Here is a 20,961-nt window from a genome sequence, read left to right as displayed (position 1 = left end):
CACGCTCGTGCGTCGTGGCGCGCCGGTGCGGCTGGTCTGCGCCGGTGCGGCGGGTCTGTTCAGCGGGGGCCGAGGAGGGCGGCCAGGGCGTGGCTGAGGGACTCGCCGAGCGTCTTGGCGCACGTCTCGTAGCCCTCCGGCGGGCCGCCGTACGGGTCGTACACCTCGGGGGCGGGACGCGCGTCGCGGCGCTCGGCGGCGGACTCGACGATGGCCCGCGCCCGTTCGGCCGTGTCGGAGCGGTAGCGGCGCTGGCTCGCCCCCGCCGCGAGCGCGGCGAACTCCGGCAGCGTGAACGTCCTGCGCGCCGCCGCCGCGTCGAGGCCGACCGCGGTGGCGCGGTGGGCGTTCTCCATGGTCAGCAGCAGGTCGGACGAGCTGACCAGGGCGGGCTCCAGCAGCCTGGCCCGGTGCGCGCGGCCGTCGAGGCCGAGCCGGTCGAGGGCGGCGACGGCGTGCGGCGCCATCGGATGGCCGACGAGCGCGCGCACCCCCGCGCTGCCCGTGACCACGGGCAGGGACGCCGAATGGAGCATCGCCCGTGCGATCACCTCCGCCATGGCGGAACGGCAGATGTTGGCCGTGCACACCAGCAGGATGCGGAACTCACTGCTCACGAGCGTCAATCTAACGGCTCGGGGGCGCCCGCGGGCGGCGGTTGGCGCGAGAGCGCTCACGGGCCGGCGGAGAGGCTGTGCCGGCCCGTCAGCAGGGGGCCGGGGTCAGGAGTCCTCCAGGCGGAAGCCGACCTTCATGCCGACCTGGAAGTGCGCGACCTCTCCCGCGTCCAGGTGGCCCCGGATCTCCGTCACCTCGAACCAGTCGAGGTGCCGCAGTGTCTCGGAGGCCCTCCTGAGGCCGTTGCGGATGGCCTGGTCGACGCTCTCCCCCGAGGTGCCGACGATCTCGGTGACGCGGTACGTACGATCCGTCATCTCCACATCCTCCTTACTCGAAGGCCATGATCGCATGACCCCTGCCCGGGACCGGGCTGCCGTGCCCGGCACGACCCCCTGGGGATACCGTGGAAGACATGAAGGGGTGGCGCAGGAAAACAGATGTCCACCAGGTCACGGACGCCCGGCCGTCGCTCACGGCCGACATCCGCAAGCGCGAGATCAGCTACCTCATCAAGATGGGGATCCGCACGATCTGCCTGATCCTGGCGGTCGTGGTGCCCGTGCCGTGGCCGTACCGGCTGCTGTTCATCGCGGCGGCGGTCTTTTTGCCATACATAGCGGTAATCGGGGCCAATGAGAGGGGCGAGCCTGGCCCGCCGCCTACCTTTCAGTCCCCCGAAGCTAACCAAAGCGAGATACCGCTGCATCGACGCGAGATCGGGTCGTGACTAAGTCTTGACGCATCCCATGGGTTGTAGGTGTACGCTTTAGCCATAGCGCTCCGGTCCCCCGTCGGAGTGCTGGTGCCGGCGTTCCGGGCCCCCGTCGGAACGCCGATGAAGCGACGCCGGGTGGTTTGCCCCCGTAACCACCCGGCGTCGCCCTTTTCCCGGTAAGTGATTTGATCAGTGCGCCCCGTGTCCGCTCTTGGGTAGGGCTGCTTTCCCGAAATCGTTTACACGAGCTCCCGCCTCGTTATTCACAGGAAATCTTCAGGCGGGAGCCGGGCTTGACTTCAAGAGTTAGTTCGAGTGTCAGTCTTCTGTCAGCTTGGCGCCGCTCTCCCGCTCCCAGTTCTTCGCCAATGTGATCAATCTGGCCACGGCGTCGTCGGAAGCGGTGCCCGCTCCCTGGGCCAGACCGAGCAGATACGCCGTCAGCGGCGCGGCCGGGCGGGCGACGCCGTGGGCGACCTCCTTGGTCAGGTCGAGGATCCGGTCGCGGTCCACGCGGGCCGGGTCGATGCCCAGCTCCTCACAGGCCAGGGCGGTCCATTCGTTGAGCACGTGCATATGAGCCTCCTCCAGGTGATCCCCCAGGTGATCCCTCGGGTGATCCCCCGGGTGATCCCCATTGTGTCCTAAAGGTGAGCGGTCATCTGGCGGGCCGGGGATCCCGGGGTGGCGGGTGCCGGGGTCAGCCGCCGATGGCGGACATCGGCCTGGAGGGCTGCAGGAACGACGGGTCGTCGATGCCGTGGCCCGCGCGCTTGCGTGACACGGCCGCGAGCCAGCGCTCGGCCAGCTCCTCGTCCGACGCGCCCGCCCGCATCGGGGTCTTCAGGTCCGACTCCTCGGTGGCGAACAGGCAGTTGCGCACCTGGCCGTCGGCGGTCAGCCTGACCCGGTCGCAGGCCCCGCAGAACGGCCGCGTCACCGAGCCGATCACCCCGACCCTGGCGGGGCCGCCGTCGACCAGGAACCGTTCGGCCGGGGCGCTTCCGCGCTCTTCGAGGTCGTCGGGCGTGAGGTCGAAGGAGCCCGACAGCAGGCGCAGGATCTCGTCGGCGGTCACCATGCCCTCGCGGCTCCAGCCGTGCTGGGCGTCGAGCGGCATCTGCTCGATGAAGCGCAGCTCGTACCCCTGGTCGATGCACCAGCGCAGCAGCGGCGCGGCCTCGTGGTCGTTGACGCCGCGCATGAGGACGGCGTTGACCTTGACCGGCCGCAGGCCGGCTCCGTCGGCGGCGGCGAGCCCGGCGATCACGTCGGCGTGCCGGTCGCGGTGGGCCAGGCGCTTGAACGTGGCCGGATCGAGCGTGTCGAGTGAGACGTTGACCCGGTCGAGCCCGGCGGCGGCCAGCGGCTCGGCGAGCCGGGCCAGGCCGATGCCGTTGGTGGTGAGCGAGACCTGCGGCCTGGGGGTCAGGGCGGTGGTGCGGCCGACGATGTCGACCAGCTCGCGGCGCAGGAGGGGCTCGCCTCCGGTGTAGCGCACCTCGGTGATGCCGAGCCGCTCGACGCCGATGGTCACCAGGCGGACGATCTCTTCCGCGGTGAGGAGCTGGGCGTTCGGAAGCCAGTCGAGCCCTTCCGGCGGCATGCAGTACGTACAGCGCAGATTGCACTTGTCCGTGAGGGACACCCGAAGATCCGTCGCCACCCGTCCGAACGAGTCTCGCAACATGGGGCGTCACCTCCTGTTCGTATCGCCAGAGGGCCAGCCTACGGCGCGCGGCGACCTGCCCTCAAAATCCGCCACTTCACCACATTCTTCCCTAGATCGATTCTTCCCTCACGCGGGAGGTGGCACGTGGTGGGGCGGTTTCACGTTGTGGAGGCGTACCAGGCGTCTCGGGCGTCCATCAGCTCGGCCAGGTGCCTGCGCGACCACTCGCAGCCGGCGTTCATCGGTTCGAGCAGGCTGCGGCCCAGGTCGGTGAGCTCGTAGACGACGCGGGGCGGGATCTCGTCGTACGCGGTGCGGGTGAGCAGGCCGTCGCGTTCCATGGCGCGCAGCGACTCCGTGAGGACCTTCGGGGTGATGGTGCGCAGGGGCGCCTGGAGTTCGGTGAAGCGCCTCGGGCCCTGCTCCAGGCAGCGGATGATCTTCGCGGTCCACTTGTCGCCGACGCGGAACGGCCCCGCGGTCGGCGGGCAGCCGGCGAACATGTCCGGATCCAGAGGCTCTCGCATGGCGTCATCGTAGGTAACTATCGTTGCGGATAGCGACATCTCCCCCTTTACCGTCTGCGAAGGCGTCCGGGCGGTCCGGCCGCCGATCGGGACGAGCAGAGCGGACGGAGCTGCGCGCATGAGCGGGATCGTGGTGTTCGGAGCCGGCGGGCGCGCCGGGGTGAAGGTGGTCGCGGAGGCGTCCTGGCGCGGGCACGAGGTGACCGCCGTCGTACGGAACCCGGCGGCCCACCCGGACCTGGACGGCGGCCGTGGGGCCGGTGGTGGGCGGGTCAGGGTGGTGGCCGGGGACGTGACCGACGCCGGGAGCGTGGCGGAGGTCGCGGCGGGGCACGACGTGGCCGTTCAGGTGGCGGCGCGGCTGGACGTGCCGTCGGAGGAGTTCTACGGGGCGGCCTCGCGGGCCCTGGTGGACGGGCTGGCGCGGGCGGGGGTGACCCGGCTGGTGGCGCTGGGCATCGGCAGCGTGCTGGAGGTCTCGCCCGGGGTCCGGCTCATGGACACGCCCGGCTTCCCCGCAGAGGCCCGGGCGTTCTCGCTGGGGCACGTCGCGCAGCTTGAGGTGCTGGAGGGGTCGGCGCTGGACTGGGTCGTGATCGCGCCGCCGCCGGTCTTCCTCGACACCGAGGCGCCCAGGACCGGGCGCTACCGGTTCGGCGACGTGCGGGTGCCGGAGGTCGCGGAGGGCGAGGCGGTGTTCTCGTACGCGGATCTGGCGGTGGCGCTGGTGGACGAGGCCGACCGGCCCGAGCACCACCGGGTCCAGGTCGCCGTCTCCTCCTGAGACCCGCGCATCCGGTGGAGACGGCGAACGCCCGGCCGGGTGGGCCGGGCGTTCGGGTGTCGCGTGGGCTGCCGTGACTAGTGGCGGCGGCCGAAGACCTTCAGGTAGTCCGTGCCCTCGGAGGGGGCGAGGTACTTGCTGCCCTCGAAGATCGCGCGCCACGTGCCCGACGAGCGGGCCCGCACCTTGATCCCGAAGTAGCCGCTGCCACTGGTGCGGATCGTGTCCACGTGCTCCCAGCGGCCGCTGCCGTTCGGCCGGAAGAGGATGACGATCCGCTTGTACGCCAGGCGGTGCCAGGTCTCCTGCTTCTTGCAGCGGTCGGCGTGGAGCACCGACACGAAGCCGCTGATGTAGTCCTCTTCGCACCGCACGGAGAGCTTGCCCGCGACGGTGATGGGACGGCCCCGCCACGCGGGCTCGGGGTTGACGTCGAGCGAGAGGCTGGTCTCGCCGCCCGCGACATCGGGGTCCAGGCGGCCAGGGTCGTCCGCGAACGCCGGCGAGGCGGCGGTGGCCACCATCGTCGCGCCCACGGCAGCTGCCGCCAGGCCGGCGGCTAGACGTCGCATCATCAAAATCGGAATTCCTTCCCCGTCTGAAAAATGCACCCCAAGCCGGGGCACATCAACGCCATTGACGCGTAAGGGTAAGGAAAAGTTGCGGTAAAGCTGATCACGATTCCGCAACGGCGAGTGCGGCGAGGTTTAGCCTGGCGACTGCTTTATGACCTATCGAGTTATTTGTCGGATTTTCGAGAGGTCGGCCGAGTAGTGCCCCGTTCCGGGGTAACGCACCCGCCATTCACCGGCCGTGCGGCCCTCGATCGTGCCGGCGAACGCGCCCGCCGCGTCCGTGGTCGTCTCCCCCACCGTCTCCCAGGGCGAGCTCGCGTCCGGACGCCACAGCAGCTCCAGCCGCTGCTTGGCGAACGGGCCGAAGTCGGTCAGTCCGCGCGGGTCCACGCGGGTGAGCGAGCCGCGCAGGCGTACGCCGTTCGGACGGGCTGACTTCTCCACCCGTACGGAGGACAGCTTGGCCTGTCGCCTGAGCTCGAACGTGGCGTACTCCGTGACGGTCGTCCCGTCCTTGCCCTTCGCGGTGGCCGTGATGGTCCAGGTGCCCGCCGGGTAGTAGCGGTTCAGCCTCTTGTCCGGCAGGAAGCGCCACGTCTGCCAGCCGTCCGCCATCCGGGCCGGCGGGGCCGTGATCTGCCGCCAGACGATCCTGGGAGGGATCACCGGGAACGTCTCCTCCACCGTGACGCCTACCTTGGCCCCCGTACCGGGCGCGATACCGGGCGCGATACCGGGTGCGGCGCCGGATCCGGTACCGGGCGCCTGGACGCCGGGCCCCATGGGAACGGGACGCGGGCGCACCAGGACGGACTGGGCGTCCTCCTTCGGGCTCGTGCCGCCAGGAACGGCGGCCGAGGGAACGGAGCCGGTCAGCGGAGCCGGGCGCGGCACCGGCCCCGGGGACACGACCGAGGACGGCCGGGCGGCGTGGACGGGCGTGAGCGCCGGATCCCGCGGCATCTTGCCCGGCGCCAGCACCGGCGCCTGGGCCGCGTCCCGGACGGGCGTCTGAGCGTGACCGCCTGCGGCCTGCTGAGCCGGCACCTGGGCTGATCCCTGGGCCGATCCCTGCGCCCTTTCCTGGACCGATTCGTGAGCGGGCCCCTGGGCCGCGTCCTGGTTCGGCCGCACACCCGGCTCCTGAGCCGGAGGACGCACCTGCTCGTCGGCCGGGGGCCAGACCTCGTCCTGGGCCGGCGGCCGTACCTGGTCCTGCTCCGGCGGGACTGCGGGCGGGACTGCGGGCGGGACTGCGGGCGGGCGGACGGGTGCGGGAGCCTGCGAGACGATCGGCGGCGTCACCGGGCGCGGCTGCGGCTCCCGTACGGGCGGAGCGCCGGGTTCGACCTTGACGGTGACGCCGTCCTTGCCCCGCGCCCCCTTGGCGATCACGTCGATCACGAGCCGGACGGACCCGTGCGCCCCCACGACGGGATCCGATGGACGCACGGTGATGGATCGGATGGCGGGCTCGGTCGCGGCGGAGGCAGCAGGCACGGGCACCGTGAGCGACCCCGCCGCGAGCGAGACGAGAAGAAGGCTTCTGGTCATGATCGAGACGGTAGGAACCATCCGGTAATGACCAGGACCACAACACACGCCCCGAATGGCAAAACCCGTTCTAAGGCTTCTAGCCCGTATAGAGCCGTTCGATGATGTCGGCGTACTTCGCGTGGATGATCCGCCTCTTGAGCTTGAGGCTGGGGGTGAGCTCCGCGGTCTCGGCCGTCCACTCGACGCCGAGCAGCGCCCACTTCTTGACCTGCTGCACCCTGGCGAGCTTGGTGTTGGCCGCCTCCACGGCCGCCTCCACCTCCTTGAGCACGTCCGGGTGCTCGGCCAGTTCGGCGAGAGAGTCGTAGGTGATGCCGCGCGCCTGGGCCCAGCCGGGCGCCACCTCGGCGTCCAGGGTCAGCACGGCCACCGGGTAGGGGCGGTTGTCTCCGTAGGCGAGGGCCTGGCCGATGAGGCCGTGCTGTTTGAGGTGGTTCTCGATCTCGGCCGGGGAGATGTTCTCGCCGCCGGCGGTGATGATCAGCTCCTTCTTGCGGTCCACGACCCGGTAGAAGCCGTCGTCGTCGACCGTGCCGATGTCGCCGGTGTGCAGCCAGCCGTCCGCGTCGACCAGCTCGGCGGTGGCGTCGGCGCGGTTGAGGTAGCCGCGGGTGTTGAGCGGGCTGCGGGTGAGGATCTCACCGTCCTCGGCGATGCGCACCTCGACGCCGGGCTCGGCCCTGCCGACGCTGCCGAGGCGGTAGCAGGCGGGGCTGTTGCCGGTGAAGGCGCCGGTCGTCTCCGTCATGCCGTACACGTCGATGACCTTGAGCCCGAGACCGGCGTAGAAGTGCTGCACCTCGGGCGCGAGCGGCGCGGCGCCGGTGGCGGTCCACTCGGCGCGGTCGAAGCCGATCATGCCGCGGATGACGGACAGGAGGGCGGCGTCGGCCTTGTCGTAGGCGGCCTGGATCTCGGGGGTGACGGTGTTGCCGTACTGGCCGGCCTCGACGTACGCGGCGCCGGCGGCCATGGCCTGGCGGACGGCGGCCTGCTGCTCCTCCGGCTGGGTGGCGAGCACGGCGAGCAGGCGGGCCATCATCTTCTCCCACACGCGCGGCACCCCGAAGAACATCATCGGCCTGACCTGCCCGAGCGTGCCGCCGAGGTTGGCCAGGTCGGTGCAGAAGTGCACGTGGGAGACCTTCACCAGGGGCAGGTAGAGGCTGAGGATGCGCTCGGCGATGTGGGCGTAGGTGAGGTAGGAGATCTGGGTGCCGCGCACGGGCAGCGAGGTGAGTCGGTCGGTGGCGGCGACCTCGTAGAAGATGTTGCGGTGGGTGAGCGGCACGCCCTTGGGGGTGCCGGTGGTGCCGGAGGTGTAGAGGACGGTGGCCACGTCGTCCTGGGTGACCGCGCGCCAGCGCGCCTCGACCGTCCCGGGGTCGGCGGCCAGCCGTTCGCGGCCGAGCGCTAAGAAGTCGGCCCAGGACATGAACCGGTCGCCCTCCGGCGCGTCCTCCACCATGATGATCTTGCGCAGGCCGTCCAGCCGGTCCAGCACCGGCTCCCAGCGGGCCAGGTCGGCGGGGCCGCCGAGGACGGCGTAACGGGCGCCCACGTCGCCGGACACGAACTCGATCTGCTCGGAGGCGAACGTCGAGTAGACCGTGCAGCCGACGCCGCCCGCGTGCACCGCGCCGAGGTCGGCCAGGACGTGCTCGCTGCGGTTGACCATCATGAGGGCCACGGCTTCGCCGGGTTCCAGGCCCAGTGCGGCGAAGGCGGCCGCGATCTCCAGCACCCGCTCACGGGCCTGGCCGTAGGTCAGCGTGCGCCAGCCGTCGCCCTCGGGATCGGAGTAGGCGGGCGCGTCATGATGCTGCTCGGCCGCCTGTCTCAGTTGCTCGCAGACGGTACGGCCGGCGATCTGCCGCTCGATCTCGGCCCGGACTTCGAGGACTTCGGCCATGGACCCGCCTCCAGTCAGTATTCACTTGCATGAATTGGGATGCATCGCACCACACCCCTCGGGACACCGGCAAGACCTAAAGGAGAAAGATCTGTGTCCTCGTTCACGTAGAGTGATCACCAGGACGCACGACGTGGTCATCGGGGGCGCGCACATGAGCGGCGGCGGCAGGACGTTCTTCGGCCACCCCTGGGGGCTGGCCACGCTGTTCTGCACCGAGATGTGGGAGCGGTTCTCGTGGTACGGCCTGCGCGCGATCCTGGCCACGTTCATGGCCGCCTCACCGGCGCACCAGGGCCTGGGCCTGTCGCAGGAGACGTCGCAGGCGGTCGTCGGGGTCTACGGGGCGCTCATCTACCTGGTGGCGCTGCCGGGCGGCTGGATCGCCGACCGCGTGCTCGGGGCGCGCAGGTCGGTGTTCTGGGGCGGGCTCGTCATCATGTCGGGGCACATCAGCATGGCGGTGCCGGTGACCTCGCCGGTGTTCGTCTGGCTGGGGCTGCTGCTGATCATCACCGGCACCGGCCTGCTCAAGCCGAACATCTCCGTCATGGTCGGCCGCCTCTACCCACTAGGGGACGACGGGCGCAGGGACGCCGGGTTCTCGCTGTTCTACCTGGGGATCAACCTGGGCGCCTTCTTCGCCCCCCTCGTGGTGGGCCGGCTGGCCGCCGACGACCGCTGGCACCTGGGGTTCGGCGCGGCGGCGGTGGGGATGGCGCTCGGCCTGATCCAGTACGTGTGGGGCGGGCGCCACCTGCGCGGCGTCGGCGAGCGGCCCGGGGTGCGGCTGTCCCCCTTCGAGTGGCGCCGCTTCGCCCTCCTCGCGGGTCTCGGTACGGTGATCGCGCTCGTCGCGCTCGGGGCGTGGGCGGCCACCGGGAGGCTCACGGTCGACCGGCTCACCGTGGTGATCACGGTGCTCATCCTCGTCGTGCCGGTCGCGTACTTCGCGTACATCATGCTGGGCAGCCACGACCTGACCGCGGACGAGCGGATCAGGATGAAGGCCTACATCTGGCTGTTCGTGGCCGCGGCGCTCTTCTGGATGATCTACGACCTGGCGCCGAGCAAGCTGCTGTTCTTCGCCGCCGACCACACCGACCTGTCGCTGTTCGGCGTGCCGATCCAGGCCGCCACGACGCAGTCGTTCAACCCGCTGTTCATCATGATCTTCGTACCGGTGTTCGCGGCGTTGTGGGTGCGGCTGGGCACGCGGGTGAGCACGCCGCAGAAGTTCGGCTTCGCGCTGGTCATGGTGGGGCTGAGCTTCGTGGTGATGGCCGTGGCGGCGGCGCTGGCCGGGGCCGGGCGGGTGTCGGTGTGGTGGCTGGTGCTGGTCTACCTCGTCCAGGTCTTCGGCGAGCTGTCGCTGAGCCCGGTCGGGCTGTCGGTGACGGCGAAGCTCGCGCCCGAGGCGTTCAAGGGGCAGATGCTGGGCGTCTGGTTCATCGCGGTGTCGGTGGGCGACGCGGTCGGCGGGCAGACGGGGCGGCTCGGCCGGGTGCTGTCGGAGCCGGCGTACTACCTGGTGCTGGCGGCGATGGCGGTCGTGGCCGGGATGGCGCTGTTCCTGTTCACGCGGAGGCTGCGGGCGATGATGGCCGAGCATCATGAGCCCGGTATGCGATAGACATTCGTTTCGTGTCCGAAATTCTCGATCTCGTGGGCATCTTCGTCTTCGCCCTGTCCGGGGCCCTCATGGGCGTGCGCAAGCGGCTCGACGTGGTCGGGATGGGGGTGCTGGCCGAGATGACCGCGCTGGGGGGCGGGGTCGTGCGCGACCTCATTCTCAACGTGCGGCCCATCGCCTTCCAGAGCCTCGGCTACGTGCTGGTGCCGGTGGTCGCGACGGCGATCGTCTTCTTCTGGCATCCGCACGTGGCCCGGGTGATGCCGGCCATCCTGGTGCTGGACGCGGCCGGGCTCGGCCTGTTCTGCGCGGTCGGCACGGAGAAGGCCCTGGAGTACGGGCTCAACCCGCTGCACGCGGCGCTCCTCGGTGTCGCGACGGCGGTCGGCGGGGGCATGCTGCGCGACGTCCTGGCCGGCGAGATCCCGACTCTCCTGTACGACCGTCAGCTGTACGCGGTGCCGGCCATGCTCGGCTCGGCGGGGATGGCCGGCCTGTACGGCTTCGGGCTGCACGGCTGGCCCGCGACCCTCGCCGCCGCCGTCCTCGCCTTCGGCCTGCGCATCGCCGCCATGCGCCGCAACTGGCGCGCCCCACTGGCCAGGGGCCTCGGAGAGTGAGAACGGGAATCGCGGGAAAGCAGACGACAGCGCACGCATGAGACGGCTTGCGTGAGGGAGGTGACACAGAGCGTGGCGAAGACGATACGCGTCGACGACGTTCCGGACGAAACCTACGAGGCACTTCGTGTGCAGGCGGAGGCCGAGGTACTGTCCGTGTCCGACTACCTGCGGCGCCGGTTGCGGCTCATCACCCGCCCCACGGTCGCGGGGGTCGTCGACCGAGCACTGCAGCGTCCCCGGGAGAACGGCCCGACCAACGACGACATCCTCGCGGCCATCCACGAGAGCCGCGGCGAATAAACGATCGTTGTCGACGCCTCCGCCCGCGTGCACGTCCTCCAGAGCGAGGCGCCCCTTCCGGCGGAGAAGCTCGCGGACCGGATCCGGGCTCTGCGGCACAACCTGACCGTCTATGACGCGGCCTGCATCGCGCTCGCGGAGGCGCTGGGATGTGCGCTGGTGACGACGGACGCCAAGCTGTGGTCGGTGTGCGGGCATGGGGCCGAGGTCGAGGTTTATCCGCTCACACCATCGTGACCAGCGGGTCCGGGGGGCGGGGTGGGCCGAGGGGGCCGTGGTCGCGGGCGGCGCGGAGGCGGAGGATGGCGTCGGCGAGGAAGGCGGGTGGCTGGGTGAAGGGGAGGCGGAGGTGGCCCTCCAGCGTGCCCTCCAGGCCGAACCAGGGGCCGGGCGCCAGGCGCAGGCCGTGATGGGCGGCCGCCTCCGCCAGGGCGGTCGAGCCGCCGCCGTTCAGTCGGACCCAGAGCGTCCCGCCGCCGCGCGGCAGCTCGTACGTCCACTCCGGCAGGTGCTCGCGCAGCCCCGACACCAGCGCGTCGCGTGAGGCGCGCAGCGTTCGGCGGCGCTCGGCGCGGGTCTCCTCCAAGAGGCCGAACAGGCGCGCCACCACGAGCTGCTCCAGCACCGGGCTGGCGATGTCCACCGTCGAGCGGAACATGGCCAGGCGGCGGGCCAGCGCGGCCGTGGTGCGGATCCAGCCGATGCGCAGCCCGCCCCACCACAGCTTGGAGGCCGACCCGATGCTGATCACCCGGCTGTCGGTGTCGAAGGCGGTCATGGGCGAGGTTCTGGGCACCTCGTCCAGGGCGAGCTCGGCCCAGGTCTCGTCCACGACCAGGACCGTGCCGGAACGCCGGGCGGCGCCGGCGACGGCGGCGCGGACGGGGTCCTCCATGAGGGCGCCGGTCGGGTTGTGGAAGTCGGGCATGAGGTAGGCCAGGCGCGCCCCCGACTGCCGCATGGCCCCGCACAGAAGGTCCTGCGGCCAGCCCTCGTGGGTGATCCCGACCGGGACGATGCGGGCGCCGCGCCGACGGGCCGCGTCCACGGCGTGCGGGTACGTGGGCGACTCCACCAGCACGGGGTCACCGGGGCCGACGAGCAGGCCCATGACGAGCTGGATGGCGTGCTGGGAGCCGGTGGTGACGACGATCTGCTCCGGCCGGGTGGCCACGCCCCTGGCGGTGTAGCGGGCGGCGATGCGCTCTCTGAGCACGGGCAGGCCCATGGGGTCGTAGCCGTTGCCCATGCCGTAGCGGGGCAGGTCCTCGACCGCGCCCGCCATGGCGCCGGCCAGGGCCGTGGGGGCGGGCGGGGCGGCGGTGTGGAGCTGGAGCAGGCCGTCGCCGCCGGTGCTGAGCCACGGGTTGTCGCGGGTGGTGGCCGGGTCGGGCAGCGCGGTCCAGCTGCCCGAGCCCTGGCGGCTCTCCAGGTAGCCGTCCGCGCGCAGCAGGTCGTAGGCGGAGGTCACGGTGGTGCGGCTGACCTTGAGCGTCTCGGCGAGGTGGCGTTCGGCGGGCATGCGCACGCGTACGGGGATCTGGCCGTCCATGATCAGGCCGCGGACGGAGTCGGCGAGGGCGCGGTAGTAGGGGCGCGCGGCCGGATCGGCCGTGACCAGCCGGGCCACCTGCGGCGCTGACAAGTGCCTCATAAGGCCACTTTTCGCGATTGGCCCTGTTTTGGCAAGCCCCAGGATGCCACTCTGGGTCCATCATGAGCGAAGCCACCGTCCCCGTACCGAGTTCCCTGCCCGTCCGTCTCGTCCGCCTCTACGGCGGCCTGGCCCTGTACGGTCTGGCCACCGCGCTGCTGCTGGAGTCGGGGCTGGGGAACAATCCGTGGGGCGTCTTCCACCAGGGCCTGAGCCTGCTGACCGGCATGTCGCTCGGAACGGCCATCATCGTGGTGGGCGCCCTGGTCATGCTGCTGTGGATCCCGCTCAGGCAGAAGCCGGGCTTCGGGACCGTCAGCAACGTGATCTTCATCGGCCTCTTCGCGGACGCCTCCATGTACGTCCTGCCCGCTCCCGGGCACCTGGTGATCCAGGCGTTCTACCTGATCGTGGGGGTCGTCGCGCTCGCGCTGGCCACCGTCCTCTACATCGGGGCCGGGCTCGGCCCCGGCCCCCGCGACGGCATCATGACGGGGCTGGTGCGGCTGGGCCTGTCGGTACGGACCTCGCGCCTGCTCATCGAGGTCACCGTGCTGATCGCCGGCTGGCTGCTCGGGGGCACGGCGGGCGTCGGAACGCTGGTGTTCGCGCTGGCCATCGGGCCGTTGACGCAGCTGTTCACCCGCTGGTTCCCTCTGACGTGATCCCGTGGCCGGGCCGGACTTGACGCGACAGGACCGGCCTGGCCCCGGGATCACCCCGGCACGAGTAGCTTCTAAGCATGCGGATCGAGGATTACGCCCTGATCGGAGACATGCAGTCGGCCGCGCTCGTGGGGAGAGACGGTTCGATCGACTGGCTCTGCCTGCCCAGGTTCGACTCCCCCTCATGTTTCGCGGCGCTGCTGGGCAGCGAACGCAACGGGCACTGGTGGCTCGGGCCCACCGGCAGGAAGCCGGCCACCAGACGCCGCTACCGTCCCGACACGCTCATCCTGGAGAGCGAGTGGGACACCCCCACGGGCACGGTCCGCGTGATCGACTTCATGCCGCCGCGCGACCGCAACCCCGACGTGGTGCGCATCGTCGAGGGCGTCTCGGGCACCGTGGAGGTCTCCACGCAGCTGCGGGTGCGCTTCGACTACGGCCGGATCGTGCCGTGGGTGCGCCGCACGGACGGGCATCTGCAGGCGATCGGCGGGCCCGACTCGGTGTGGCTGCACTCCCCCGTGCCGCTCAAGGGCGGCGACTACGCCCACCGGGCCACGTTCACCGTCAAGGAGGGCGAGCGGCTGCCGTTCGTGTTCACCTGGCATCCCTCGCACGAGCAGATGCCGCCGCAGATCCACTGCGAGGACCAGCTGGCCGACACGGAGTCCTACTGGACGGACTGGGTCTCCAGATGCACCTACCAGGGGCCGCACCGCGAGGCCGTGGTCCGGTCGCTGATCACGCTGAAGGGGCTGACGTACGCCCCGACGGGCGGCATCGTGGCCGCGCCGACCACCTCCCTGCCCGAAGACATCGGCGGCGTGCGCAACTGGGACTACCGCTTCTGCTGGCTGCGTGACGCGACGCTGACGCTGGACGCGCTGATCAGCTCCGGCTACCTGGAGGAGGCGGCCGACTGGCGGGCGTGGCTGCTGCGCGCCATCGCCGGCCGGCCGCAGGACCTGCAGATCATGTACGGCGTCGCCGGCGAGCGCCGCCTGCCCGAGCTGCGCCTCGACTGGCTCGACGGCTACGAGGACTCGCGCCCGGTGCGCATCGGCAACGAGGCTGTCAGGCAGCTGCAGCTCGACGTCTACGGCGAGGTGATGAACTGCCTCTACGTCTCGCGCAAGAGCGGCCTGTCACCCGACGAGCGGGGCTGGACCATCCAGCGCCAGCTGCTCGACTACGTGGAGGACCACTGGCGGGAGCCGGACGAGGGCCTGTGGGAGGTGCGCGGCCCGAGGCGCCACTTCGTGCACTCGAAGGTGATGTGCTGGGCGGCGCTCGACCGGGCCGTCAAATACGTCGAGAACTTCGGCCGCAGCGGCCCCGTCGACAAGTGGCGCGCGCTGCGTGACGTCATCCACGCGGAGATCTGCGACAAGGGCTTCGACCGGGAGCGCAACACCTTCACGCAGTCGTACGGCTCCTCCGAGCTGGACGCGGCGCTGCTGATGATCCCCATCGTGGGCTTCCTGCCCGCCGACGACCCCCGCGTCGTGGGCACGGTGGCGGCGATCGAGAAGGAGCTGATGTCCGACGGGTTCGTGCTGCGTTACCCGCTGGCCGAGGACAACAACGTCGACGGCCTGTCGGGCGGCGAGGGCGCGTTCCTGGCGTGCAGCTTCTGGCTGGTGGAGGTCATGGCGATGCAGGGGCGCAAGCAGGAGGCCGAGGAGCTGTTCGAGCGGCTGCTGGCGCTGCGCAACGACGTCGGGCTGCTGGCCGAGGAGTACGACACGCGCTACGACCGCCTGGTCGGCAACTTCCCGCAGGCGTTCAGCCACGTCCCCCTGGTGCACGCCGCCCGCGCGCTGTCGTCCTGAGGCGCCGTCGTCCTGAGGCGCCGTCGTCCTGAGGCGCCGTCGTCCTGAGGCGCCGTCGTTTTGAAGCGCTGCCCGCGCCGGGGAGCTTTCCGCGCCGGCCCGCTTTCCCTCGCCGAGCCTGCTTAAAACGTGTCAAAGCCCGAGCATCGCCCGCTTCCCGAGACCTTGACGAGCCCGCAGGAGCAAATTACGGTCCGGGCAAACGGCGGAACGTAAAACGTTTTTTACGTGAAGGGCATAGACATGAAAGCAGGAGTTGTCAGGTGAGCGAGCCGGCGCCGGTCCTGGCGCTGGTCGAGGTGAGCAAGGCGTTCGGCGCGGTGCGGGCGCTTGCGGGCGTGAGCCTGGAGCTGCGCGCGGGCGAGGTGCACGCCCTGGCGGGCGAGAACGGGGCGGGCAAGTCCACCCTGGTCAAGACGTTCGCGGGCGTGCACAGGCCGGACTCGGGGCGGATCCTGCTCGACGGCGAGCCGGTCGTCTTCCACGGGCCGGCCGACGCCCAGCACGCCGGCATCGCGGTCATCTACCAGGAGCCGACGCTCTTCCCCGACCTGTCGGTGGCGGAGAACATCTTCATGGGCCGGCAGCCGCGCGCCGCGCTCGGCCGGATCGACCGCAGGACGATGCACGAGCGGGCCGCCGAGTTGTTCGCCCGGCTGGGCGTCAGCCTCGACCCGCGCCGGCCCGCCCGCGGCCTGTCCATCGCCGACCAGCAGGTGGTGGAGATCGCCAAGGCCATCTCGCGGGACGCGAAGGTGCTGATCATGGACGAGCCGACCGCCGCGCTCACCGCGCAGGAGACCGCGCGGCTGTTCTCGGTGGTCAGGGCGCTGCGGGAGCACGGCTGCGCGCCGCTGTTCATCTCGCACCGGCTGGAGGAGATCTTCGAGCTGTGCCAGCGGGTCACGACGCTGCGCGACGGGCGGCTGGTGGCCAGTGAGCCGGTCGCCGGGCTGACGGCGGACGACCTGGTCAACCGGATGGTCGGCCGCGAGCTCGACCTCTACCCCAAGCAGGACGTCGCCCCCGGCGAGGTGGTGCTGAAGGTGTCGCGGCTGACCCGCGAGGGCGCGTTCACCGACGTGTCCTTCGAGGTGCGGCGCGGTGAGATCGTCGCGCTGGCCGGGCTGGTCGGCGCGGGCCGCACCGAGGTGGCGCGGGCGATCTTCGGGATCGACCGGCCGGACGCGGGCGAGGTCGTGGTGGACGGGCGGCGGCTGCGGCCGGGCAGCCCCATCGCGGCGATGACCGCCGGGCTCGCCCTCGTGCCCGAGGACCGCCGCCAGCAGGGCCTGATCATGGAGATGTCCATCGAGCGGAACCTGGGGCTGACCCGCCTGCGCGCGCTGCGCCGGGGGCCGTTCGTCTCGCGGGCCCTCGAACGCGCGCACGCCCGTGACTGGGCGGTGCGCTTCCAGCTCAAGTACGGCAGGACCGGCGACGCGGCCGGCGTGCTGTCGGGCGGCAACCAGCAGAAGCTCGTGCTGGCCAAGTGGCTGTCCACCGAGCCGGCCGTGCTGATCGTGGACGAGCCGACCCGGGGCATCGACGTCGGCACCAAGGCCGAGGTGCACCGGCTGCTGTCGGAGCTGGCCGCGCAGGGGCTGGCCGTGCTCATGATCTCCTCCGACCTGCCCGAGGTGCTGGCCATGGCCGACCGGATCCTCGTCATGCACGAGGGCAGGCTGACCGCCGAGCTGCCCGGGGGCGAGGCCACTGAGGAGTCGGTCATGACCGCCGCCACCGGGCGGCGCGGAAAGGACGCCGCATGACCCCGCCCGCCACCGCACCACCCGAGGACGCCGCACCATCCGAGGAGCGCGCATGACGGCGCTCTCCACCGCGCCGTCCGCGCGGACGAAGGCGGGGCGCGAGCGGAGCCTGCTCGACCTGGTGCTGCGGGCCAGGGAGCTGAGCATCCTCGGCGTCCTCGTCGTGCTGGTGGCGGTCACCACCGTCGTCAACCCGGCGTTCCTGTCCGTCCAGGGCGTCGAGGACATCTTCCTCAACGCCTCGATCCTGGCGCTGCTGGCCATCGGGCAGACGCTCGTGGTCATCACCCGCAACATCGACCTGTCGGTCGGCTCGGTCGTCGGGCTGGTCGCGTTCGTCACCGGCGACCTCGTCTCGGCGCAGGGCGGCAGCATGACACTGGCGATCCTGGCCGGGCCGGCCATCGGCGTGGCGTGCGGGCTGGTCAACGGCCTGCTGGTCAGCCTGTGCGGGGTGCCGGCGCTGGTCGTCACCCTGGGCACGCTCTACGTGATCCAGGGCATCGACCACTTCGTGGCCCACGGCAGGCAGATCAACGCCGCCGACGTGCCCCAGGGGCTGCTGGACCTGGGCAGCGGGAACGTGCTCGGCGTGCCGTACCTGCCGATGATCGCGGTGCTGGTGATGCTGGCCGTCGGCTACTACCTGCGCTCCTATCCCTCGGGCCGGGAGTTCTACGCGATCGGCTCAAGCCCCGAGGCCGCCCGGCTGGCGGGGGTGCCGATCCGGCGCAGGGTGCTGACCGCGTACGTGGTGAGCGGGCTGCTCGCCGGCGTCGGCGGGGTGCTCTGGCTGGCCAGGTTCGGGACCGTGATCGCCGACAACGCCCACGGCTGGGAGCTGAAGGTGGTCAGCGCCGTCGTCGTCGGCGGCGTGGCCATCGTGGGCGGCGTCGGCACCGTGTACGGCGCCGCGCTCGGCGCGCTGCTGCTCACCACGATCGGCAGCGTGCTGGTCGTGCTGAAGGTCAACTCGTTCTGGCAGGACGCGCTGATCGGCGCCCTGCTGTTGCTGGCCATCAGCGTGGACCGGCTGCTCGCGCTGCGGATGACCAGGATCCTGCGCAGGAGGAACGCCCGCCATGCCACGTGAAACCCGGGATCTGGGCCGGTTCGTCCGGTGGGACGCCGTCGTCACCGCGCTGCTCGTCGTGGTCTTCTTCGGCGGCCTCGGCGCGGACGCGAACTTCGGCAACGCCGACAACCTGTCGTTCGCCCTGAACGACCTGAGCGAGATCGCGCTGATCGCGCTGCCGATGACGCTGCTGGTGGTGTGCGGGCAGGTCGATCTGTCGGTCGCGTCGGTGCTCGGGCTGGCCAGCGCCATGACCGGCTACCTGTGGGACGCCGGGATGCCGTTCGAGACGATCGTGCCGCTGGTGCTGGTCACCGGGGTGGCGTGCGGGCTGGTGAACGGGCTGCTGGTGACCCGGCTGGGGCTGCCGTCGCTGGCCGTCACCATCGGCACGCTGACGCTCTATCGCGGGCTGGCGTACGTGGTGCTCGGCACCGGCGCGGTCTCGCAGTTCCCGCCGTCGTACTCGGCCTTCGCCGGGAACGTGCCGGGCACGCCGATCCCGTACCCGGTGGCGCTGTTCGCGGTGCTGGCGGTGGTGACGGCGCTGGCGCTGCACGCGACCGGGTTCGGGCGTTCGCTGTTCGCCATCGGCAGCTCGGAGGACACGGCGTTCTTCGCCGGCATCCGGGTCAAGCGGATCAAGCTGCTGCTGTTCACGCTGTCCGGAGTGGTGGCGGCGTTCGCCGGGATCGTGTTCACGCTGCGTTACGGCAGCGCCCGCGCCGACAACGGCGCCGGTCTCGAACTGACGGTGATCGCCGCCGTGCTGCTCGGCGGCGTGGACTTCGACGGCGGCAAGGGCACGCTCGGCGGGGTGATCGCCGGAGTGCTGCTCATCGGGGTTCTGCGCAACCTGCTCATGCTCAACGACGTCACCACCGAGATCCAGGCCGTCGTCACGGGCCTGCTGCTGATCGTCTCGGTGCTCACGCCCCGGCTGATCTCGATCGTCCGCCGGGCCCGCGCGCGACCGGCCAGGTCGAGCGCCTGATCCCTTGTGCTGTTCCCGTACCCTCCGCCACTCCCCCGGAAAGGTTCGCCTCCAGTGAGCAGAAGATCACGATTCGCCCGCGCCTGGCTCACGGCCACGGCCGGCGCTCTCGCTCTCAGCCTGACCGCCTGCGGCGGCACCACGAAGGAGTCGGTGGCCAGCCAGGCGCCCGCCGCCTCCGCGTCCGCCCCGGCCTCGGCGAACCCGGGCGCGCCGCTGAAGGAGGGACTCAAGCTGGCCTTCCTGCCCAAGCAGATCAACAACCCGTACGAGACCATCGTCGACGACGCCGGCATCGAGGCGGCCAGGGAGTTCAAGGGCGAGGCCAAGGAGGTCGGCCCGTCCGACGCGTCGGCCTCCTCGCAGGTCTCCTACATCAACACCCTCGCCCAGCAGGGCCAGGACGCCATCCTCATCGCGGCCAACGACCCCAACGCCGTGTGCGGCCCGCTCCAGCAGGCCCGCCAGAAGGGCATCAAGATCGTCGCGTACGACTCCGACACGAGCAAGGAGTGCCGCGACATCTTCATCAACCAGGCCAGTTCGGAGGACGTGGGCCGCAGCCAGGTGCAGCTGCTGTCGGAGCTGATCGGCGGCGAGGGCGAGATCGCGATCCTGTCGGCGACCGCCAACGCCACGAACCAGAACACCTGGATCGAGTTCATGCAGGACGAGCTGAAGAAGCCCGAGTACGCCAAGATGAAGCTGGTCAAGATCGCCTACGGTGACGACGACGACCAGAAGTCCTTCCAGCAGACGCAGGGCCTGCTCGCGGCCTACCCCGGCCTGAAGGGCATCATCTCGCCCACCACCGTCGGCGTCTCGGCCGCCGCGCGCTACATCTCCAGCTCCAAGTACAAGGGCAAGGTCACGCTGACCGGCCTCGGCACCCCGAACCAGATGCGCAAGTTCGTCAAGGACGGCACCGTGGCGAAGTTCGCGCTGTGGAACCCGAAGGACCTGGGCTACCTGGCCGCGTACGCCGCCGCCGCGCTGGCCTCCGGGCAGATCACCGGCGCCGAGGGCGAGAAGTTCACCGCCGGGAAGCTGGGCGAGCGGACGATCGGGGCCGACGGCGAGATCATCCTGGGCCCGCCGTTCACGTTCGACAAGGCCAACATCGACGAGTACGACTTCTGACCCGCCGCGGCCGATCGTGTCGGGGCCGTCCCACCTTCTGGCGGGACGGCCCGGTCTCATGGTCCTGTGAGGCGGCGTTCGCCGGCCGTGGTGAGCACGAACACCTGCCAGCTGTAGTACGCGTAGTAGGCGCGCGGGTCGCGCTTGATCTGGCGGGAGTGCGCGAGGATCGCGTTCACATACGCGCGCGACGGGTTGTAGGCGTGCAGGGCCCGGCGGTAGTCGCGCGGGGCGCCGGTGGCCTTGAGGTAGTTGGCCGCCCCCATGACGGCGTCGCGCGGGTTCTGGACGTTTCCGCCGAGCCCGTACGCCTTCCAGGTCGCGGGCATGAACTGCATCGGCCCCTGCGCGCCGACGTAGCTGTCGGACCTGACCCGGCCGAACTTCGTCTCCGCGAACATGACCGCCGCCAGCACCTCCCACTCCACCCCGAACCGGCGCTCGGCCTTCTTGAAGTAGCCGAGCAGCTCGCCGGCGGGGCGGGCCTTCTGCGTCTTGAAGACGGCGGAGGGTTTGATGGGCCGGGCCAGGGCGAGCAGTTCGCGGATCGCGGCGGTGTTGTCCCTGGCCTGGGAGGCCAGGGCGGCGGGCAGGCGGGCGAAGGCGCGGGCGGCGAGGTCGGGGTGGCGGGCGGCGTGGCGGTAGAGGCGCTGCTGGTAGAGGGCGAGCAGCTCGACGTCGCGCGGCGGGCCGCCCTTGGCCGTGCGGCCGCTCTTCGTCCAGGCGTCGATGGCGTCGTTCAGCTTGGCGGTGGTCTCCTTCAGCGCGGTGGCCAGGGCCGCGGCGCTCGTGGGGATCTTCGCGCCTGGCGTGGGCAGGCCGTCGGCCTGTGCCGAGGTCGCGTCTTGTGAGGTCGCGTTTGTTGAGGTCGCCTCGCCCGCGGCGCCCCCGGACGAGCCGGTGGGGG

General features: G+C 71.0%; 22 protein-coding genes. 12 read left to right on the top strand and 10 right to left on the bottom strand.

What is annotated here, in order from left to right:
• Window positions 1-59: 59 nt before the first annotated feature.
• Window positions 60-617 (bottom strand): arsenate reductase/protein-tyrosine-phosphatase family protein, encoded by a 558-nt coding sequence (locus ABFX54_RS47340; protein WP_346113665.1) that lies wholly within the window; start codon window positions 615-617, stop codon window positions 60-62.
• A 105-nt stretch (window positions 618-722) separates the two neighbouring features.
• A complete protein-coding gene (locus ABFX54_RS47335; protein WP_106250173.1) occupies window positions 723-935 on the bottom strand; it encodes a dodecin in 213 nt (70 codons plus the stop codon).
• A gap of 98 nt (window positions 936-1,033) precedes the next feature.
• On the opposite strand from ABFX54_RS47335, the gene ABFX54_RS47330 reads away from it, so the two are divergent.
• The gene (locus ABFX54_RS47330; protein WP_346113672.1) at window positions 1,034-1,348 is read left to right on the top strand and encodes a DUF3099 domain-containing protein; all 315 of its coding nucleotides are present in this window, start codon (window positions 1,034-1,036) and stop codon (window positions 1,346-1,348) included.
• A gap of 306 nt (window positions 1,349-1,654) precedes the next feature.
• Here ABFX54_RS47330 and ABFX54_RS47325 read toward each other — a convergent pair whose 3' ends face one another.
• From ABFX54_RS47325 to ABFX54_RS47315, 3 genes are all read right to left on the bottom strand, one after another.
• The gene (locus ABFX54_RS47325) at window positions 1,655-1,912 is read right to left on the bottom strand and encodes a DUF6457 domain-containing protein (RefSeq protein ID WP_346113664.1); all 258 of its coding nucleotides are present in this window, start codon (window positions 1,910-1,912) and stop codon (window positions 1,655-1,657) included.
• 124 nt (window positions 1,913-2,036) lie between these two features.
• Window positions 2,037-3,026 carry a GTP 3',8-cyclase MoaA gene (gene moaA / locus ABFX54_RS47320; protein WP_346113663.1) on the bottom strand — a complete coding sequence of 330 codons (990 nt, stop codon included), beginning with the start codon at window positions 3,024-3,026 and terminating at the stop codon, window positions 2,037-2,039.
• Window positions 3,027-3,166: 140 nt separating this feature from the next.
• Window positions 3,167-3,535 carry a winged helix-turn-helix transcriptional regulator gene (locus ABFX54_RS47315; protein ID WP_346113662.1) on the bottom strand — a complete coding sequence of 123 codons (369 nt, stop codon included), beginning with the start codon at window positions 3,533-3,535 and terminating at the stop codon, window positions 3,167-3,169.
• A 118-nt stretch (window positions 3,536-3,653) separates the two neighbouring features.
• On the opposite strand from ABFX54_RS47315, the gene ABFX54_RS47310 reads away from it, so the two are divergent.
• Window positions 3,654-4,319 (top strand): NAD(P)-dependent oxidoreductase, encoded by a 666-nt coding sequence (locus tag ABFX54_RS47310; RefSeq protein WP_346113661.1) that lies wholly within the window; start codon window positions 3,654-3,656, stop codon window positions 4,317-4,319.
• A 77-nt stretch (window positions 4,320-4,396) separates the two neighbouring features.
• On the opposite strand, the gene ABFX54_RS47305 is transcribed toward ABFX54_RS47310, so the two are convergent.
• From ABFX54_RS47305 to ABFX54_RS47295, 3 genes are all read right to left on the bottom strand, one after another.
• Window positions 4,397-4,894, bottom strand: a complete 498-nt coding sequence (locus ABFX54_RS47305; protein WP_346113660.1) for a hypothetical protein — start codon at window positions 4,892-4,894, stop codon at window positions 4,397-4,399.
• Window positions 4,895-5,050: 156 nt separating this feature from the next.
• Window positions 5,051-6,448, bottom strand: a complete 1,398-nt coding sequence (locus ABFX54_RS47300; protein ID WP_346113659.1) for a hypothetical protein — start codon at window positions 6,446-6,448, stop codon at window positions 5,051-5,053.
• A gap of 79 nt (window positions 6,449-6,527) precedes the next feature.
• A complete protein-coding gene (locus ABFX54_RS47295) occupies window positions 6,528-8,363 on the bottom strand; it encodes an AMP-dependent synthetase/ligase (RefSeq protein WP_346113658.1) in 1,836 nt (611 codons plus the stop codon).
• A 112-nt stretch (window positions 8,364-8,475) separates the two neighbouring features.
• Here ABFX54_RS47295 and ABFX54_RS47290 point away from each other — a divergent pair, with 112 nt between their 5' ends.
• The 4 genes from ABFX54_RS47290 to ABFX54_RS47275 all read left to right on the top strand — a co-directional run bounded on the left by ABFX54_RS47290 (window position 8,476) and on the right by ABFX54_RS47275 (window position 11,156).
• Window positions 8,476-9,996, top strand: a complete 1,521-nt coding sequence (locus ABFX54_RS47290) for a peptide MFS transporter (RefSeq protein ID WP_346113657.1) — start codon at window positions 8,476-8,478, stop codon at window positions 9,994-9,996.
• A gap of 11 nt (window positions 9,997-10,007) precedes the next feature.
• Complete coding sequence (locus ABFX54_RS47285; protein ID WP_346113656.1) at window positions 10,008-10,616, top strand: trimeric intracellular cation channel family protein; 609 nt, start codon at window positions 10,008-10,010, stop codon at window positions 10,614-10,616.
• Between the two features lie 72 nt (window positions 10,617-10,688).
• Complete coding sequence (locus ABFX54_RS47280; protein ID WP_346113655.1) at window positions 10,689-10,919, top strand: hypothetical protein; 231 nt, start codon at window positions 10,689-10,691, stop codon at window positions 10,917-10,919.
• 27 nt (window positions 10,920-10,946) lie between these two features.
• Complete coding sequence (locus ABFX54_RS47275; RefSeq protein WP_346113653.1) at window positions 10,947-11,156, top strand: PIN domain-containing protein; 210 nt, start codon at window positions 10,947-10,949, stop codon at window positions 11,154-11,156.
• On the opposite strand, the gene yczR is transcribed toward ABFX54_RS47275, so the two are convergent.
• Window positions 11,143-12,573, bottom strand: a complete 1,431-nt coding sequence (gene yczR, locus ABFX54_RS47270; RefSeq protein ID WP_346113652.1) for a MocR-like transcription factor YczR — start codon at window positions 12,571-12,573, stop codon at window positions 11,143-11,145. The genes ABFX54_RS47275 and yczR overlap by 14 nt on opposite strands.
• A 62-nt stretch (window positions 12,574-12,635) precedes the next feature.
• Here yczR and yczE point away from each other — a divergent pair, with 62 nt between their 5' ends.
• From yczE to rhaS, 6 genes are all read left to right on the top strand, one after another.
• Window positions 12,636-13,238, top strand: a complete 603-nt coding sequence (yczE, locus tag ABFX54_RS47265) for a membrane protein YczE (protein WP_346113651.1) — start codon at window positions 12,636-12,638, stop codon at window positions 13,236-13,238.
• A gap of 77 nt (window positions 13,239-13,315) precedes the next feature.
• Window positions 13,316-15,073: a glycoside hydrolase family 15 protein gene (locus tag ABFX54_RS47260; RefSeq protein ID WP_346113650.1), complete on the top strand. Its 1,758-nt coding sequence runs from the start codon at window positions 13,316-13,318 to the stop codon at window positions 15,071-15,073.
• A 263-nt stretch (window positions 15,074-15,336) separates the two neighbouring features.
• Window positions 15,337-16,845 carry a sugar ABC transporter ATP-binding protein gene (locus tag ABFX54_RS47255; protein ID WP_346113649.1) on the top strand — a complete coding sequence of 503 codons (1,509 nt, stop codon included), beginning with the start codon at window positions 15,337-15,339 and terminating at the stop codon, window positions 16,843-16,845.
• A 52-nt stretch (window positions 16,846-16,897) separates the two neighbouring features.
• Complete coding sequence (locus ABFX54_RS47250; protein ID WP_346113648.1) at window positions 16,898-17,938, top strand: ABC transporter permease; 1,041 nt, start codon at window positions 16,898-16,900, stop codon at window positions 17,936-17,938.
• Window positions 17,928-18,914, top strand: a complete 987-nt coding sequence (locus ABFX54_RS47245; RefSeq protein WP_346113646.1) for an ABC transporter permease — start codon at window positions 17,928-17,930, stop codon at window positions 18,912-18,914. The genes ABFX54_RS47250 and ABFX54_RS47245 overlap by 11 nt, the downstream gene beginning before the upstream one ends.
• Before the next feature lie 54 nt (window positions 18,915-18,968).
• Complete coding sequence (rhaS, locus tag ABFX54_RS47240) at window positions 18,969-20,054, top strand: rhamnose ABC transporter substrate-binding protein (protein ID WP_346113645.1); 1,086 nt, start codon at window positions 18,969-18,971, stop codon at window positions 20,052-20,054.
• 56 nt (window positions 20,055-20,110) lie between these two features.
• On the opposite strand, the gene ABFX54_RS47235 is transcribed toward rhaS, so the two are convergent.
• A partial coding sequence (locus ABFX54_RS47235) for a transglycosylase SLT domain-containing protein (protein WP_346113643.1) occupies window positions 20,111-20,961 on the bottom strand: 851 nt, incomplete at its 5' end.

This window comes from Nonomuraea maheshkhaliensis, from assembly GCF_039529435.1.
Lineage (GTDB): Bacteria > Actinomycetota > Actinomycetes > Streptosporangiales > Streptosporangiaceae > Nonomuraea > Nonomuraea maheshkhaliensis.
The sequence above is the reverse complement of the archived record's forward strand: the minus strand, read 5'-3'. Positions and strand labels throughout refer to the sequence as shown.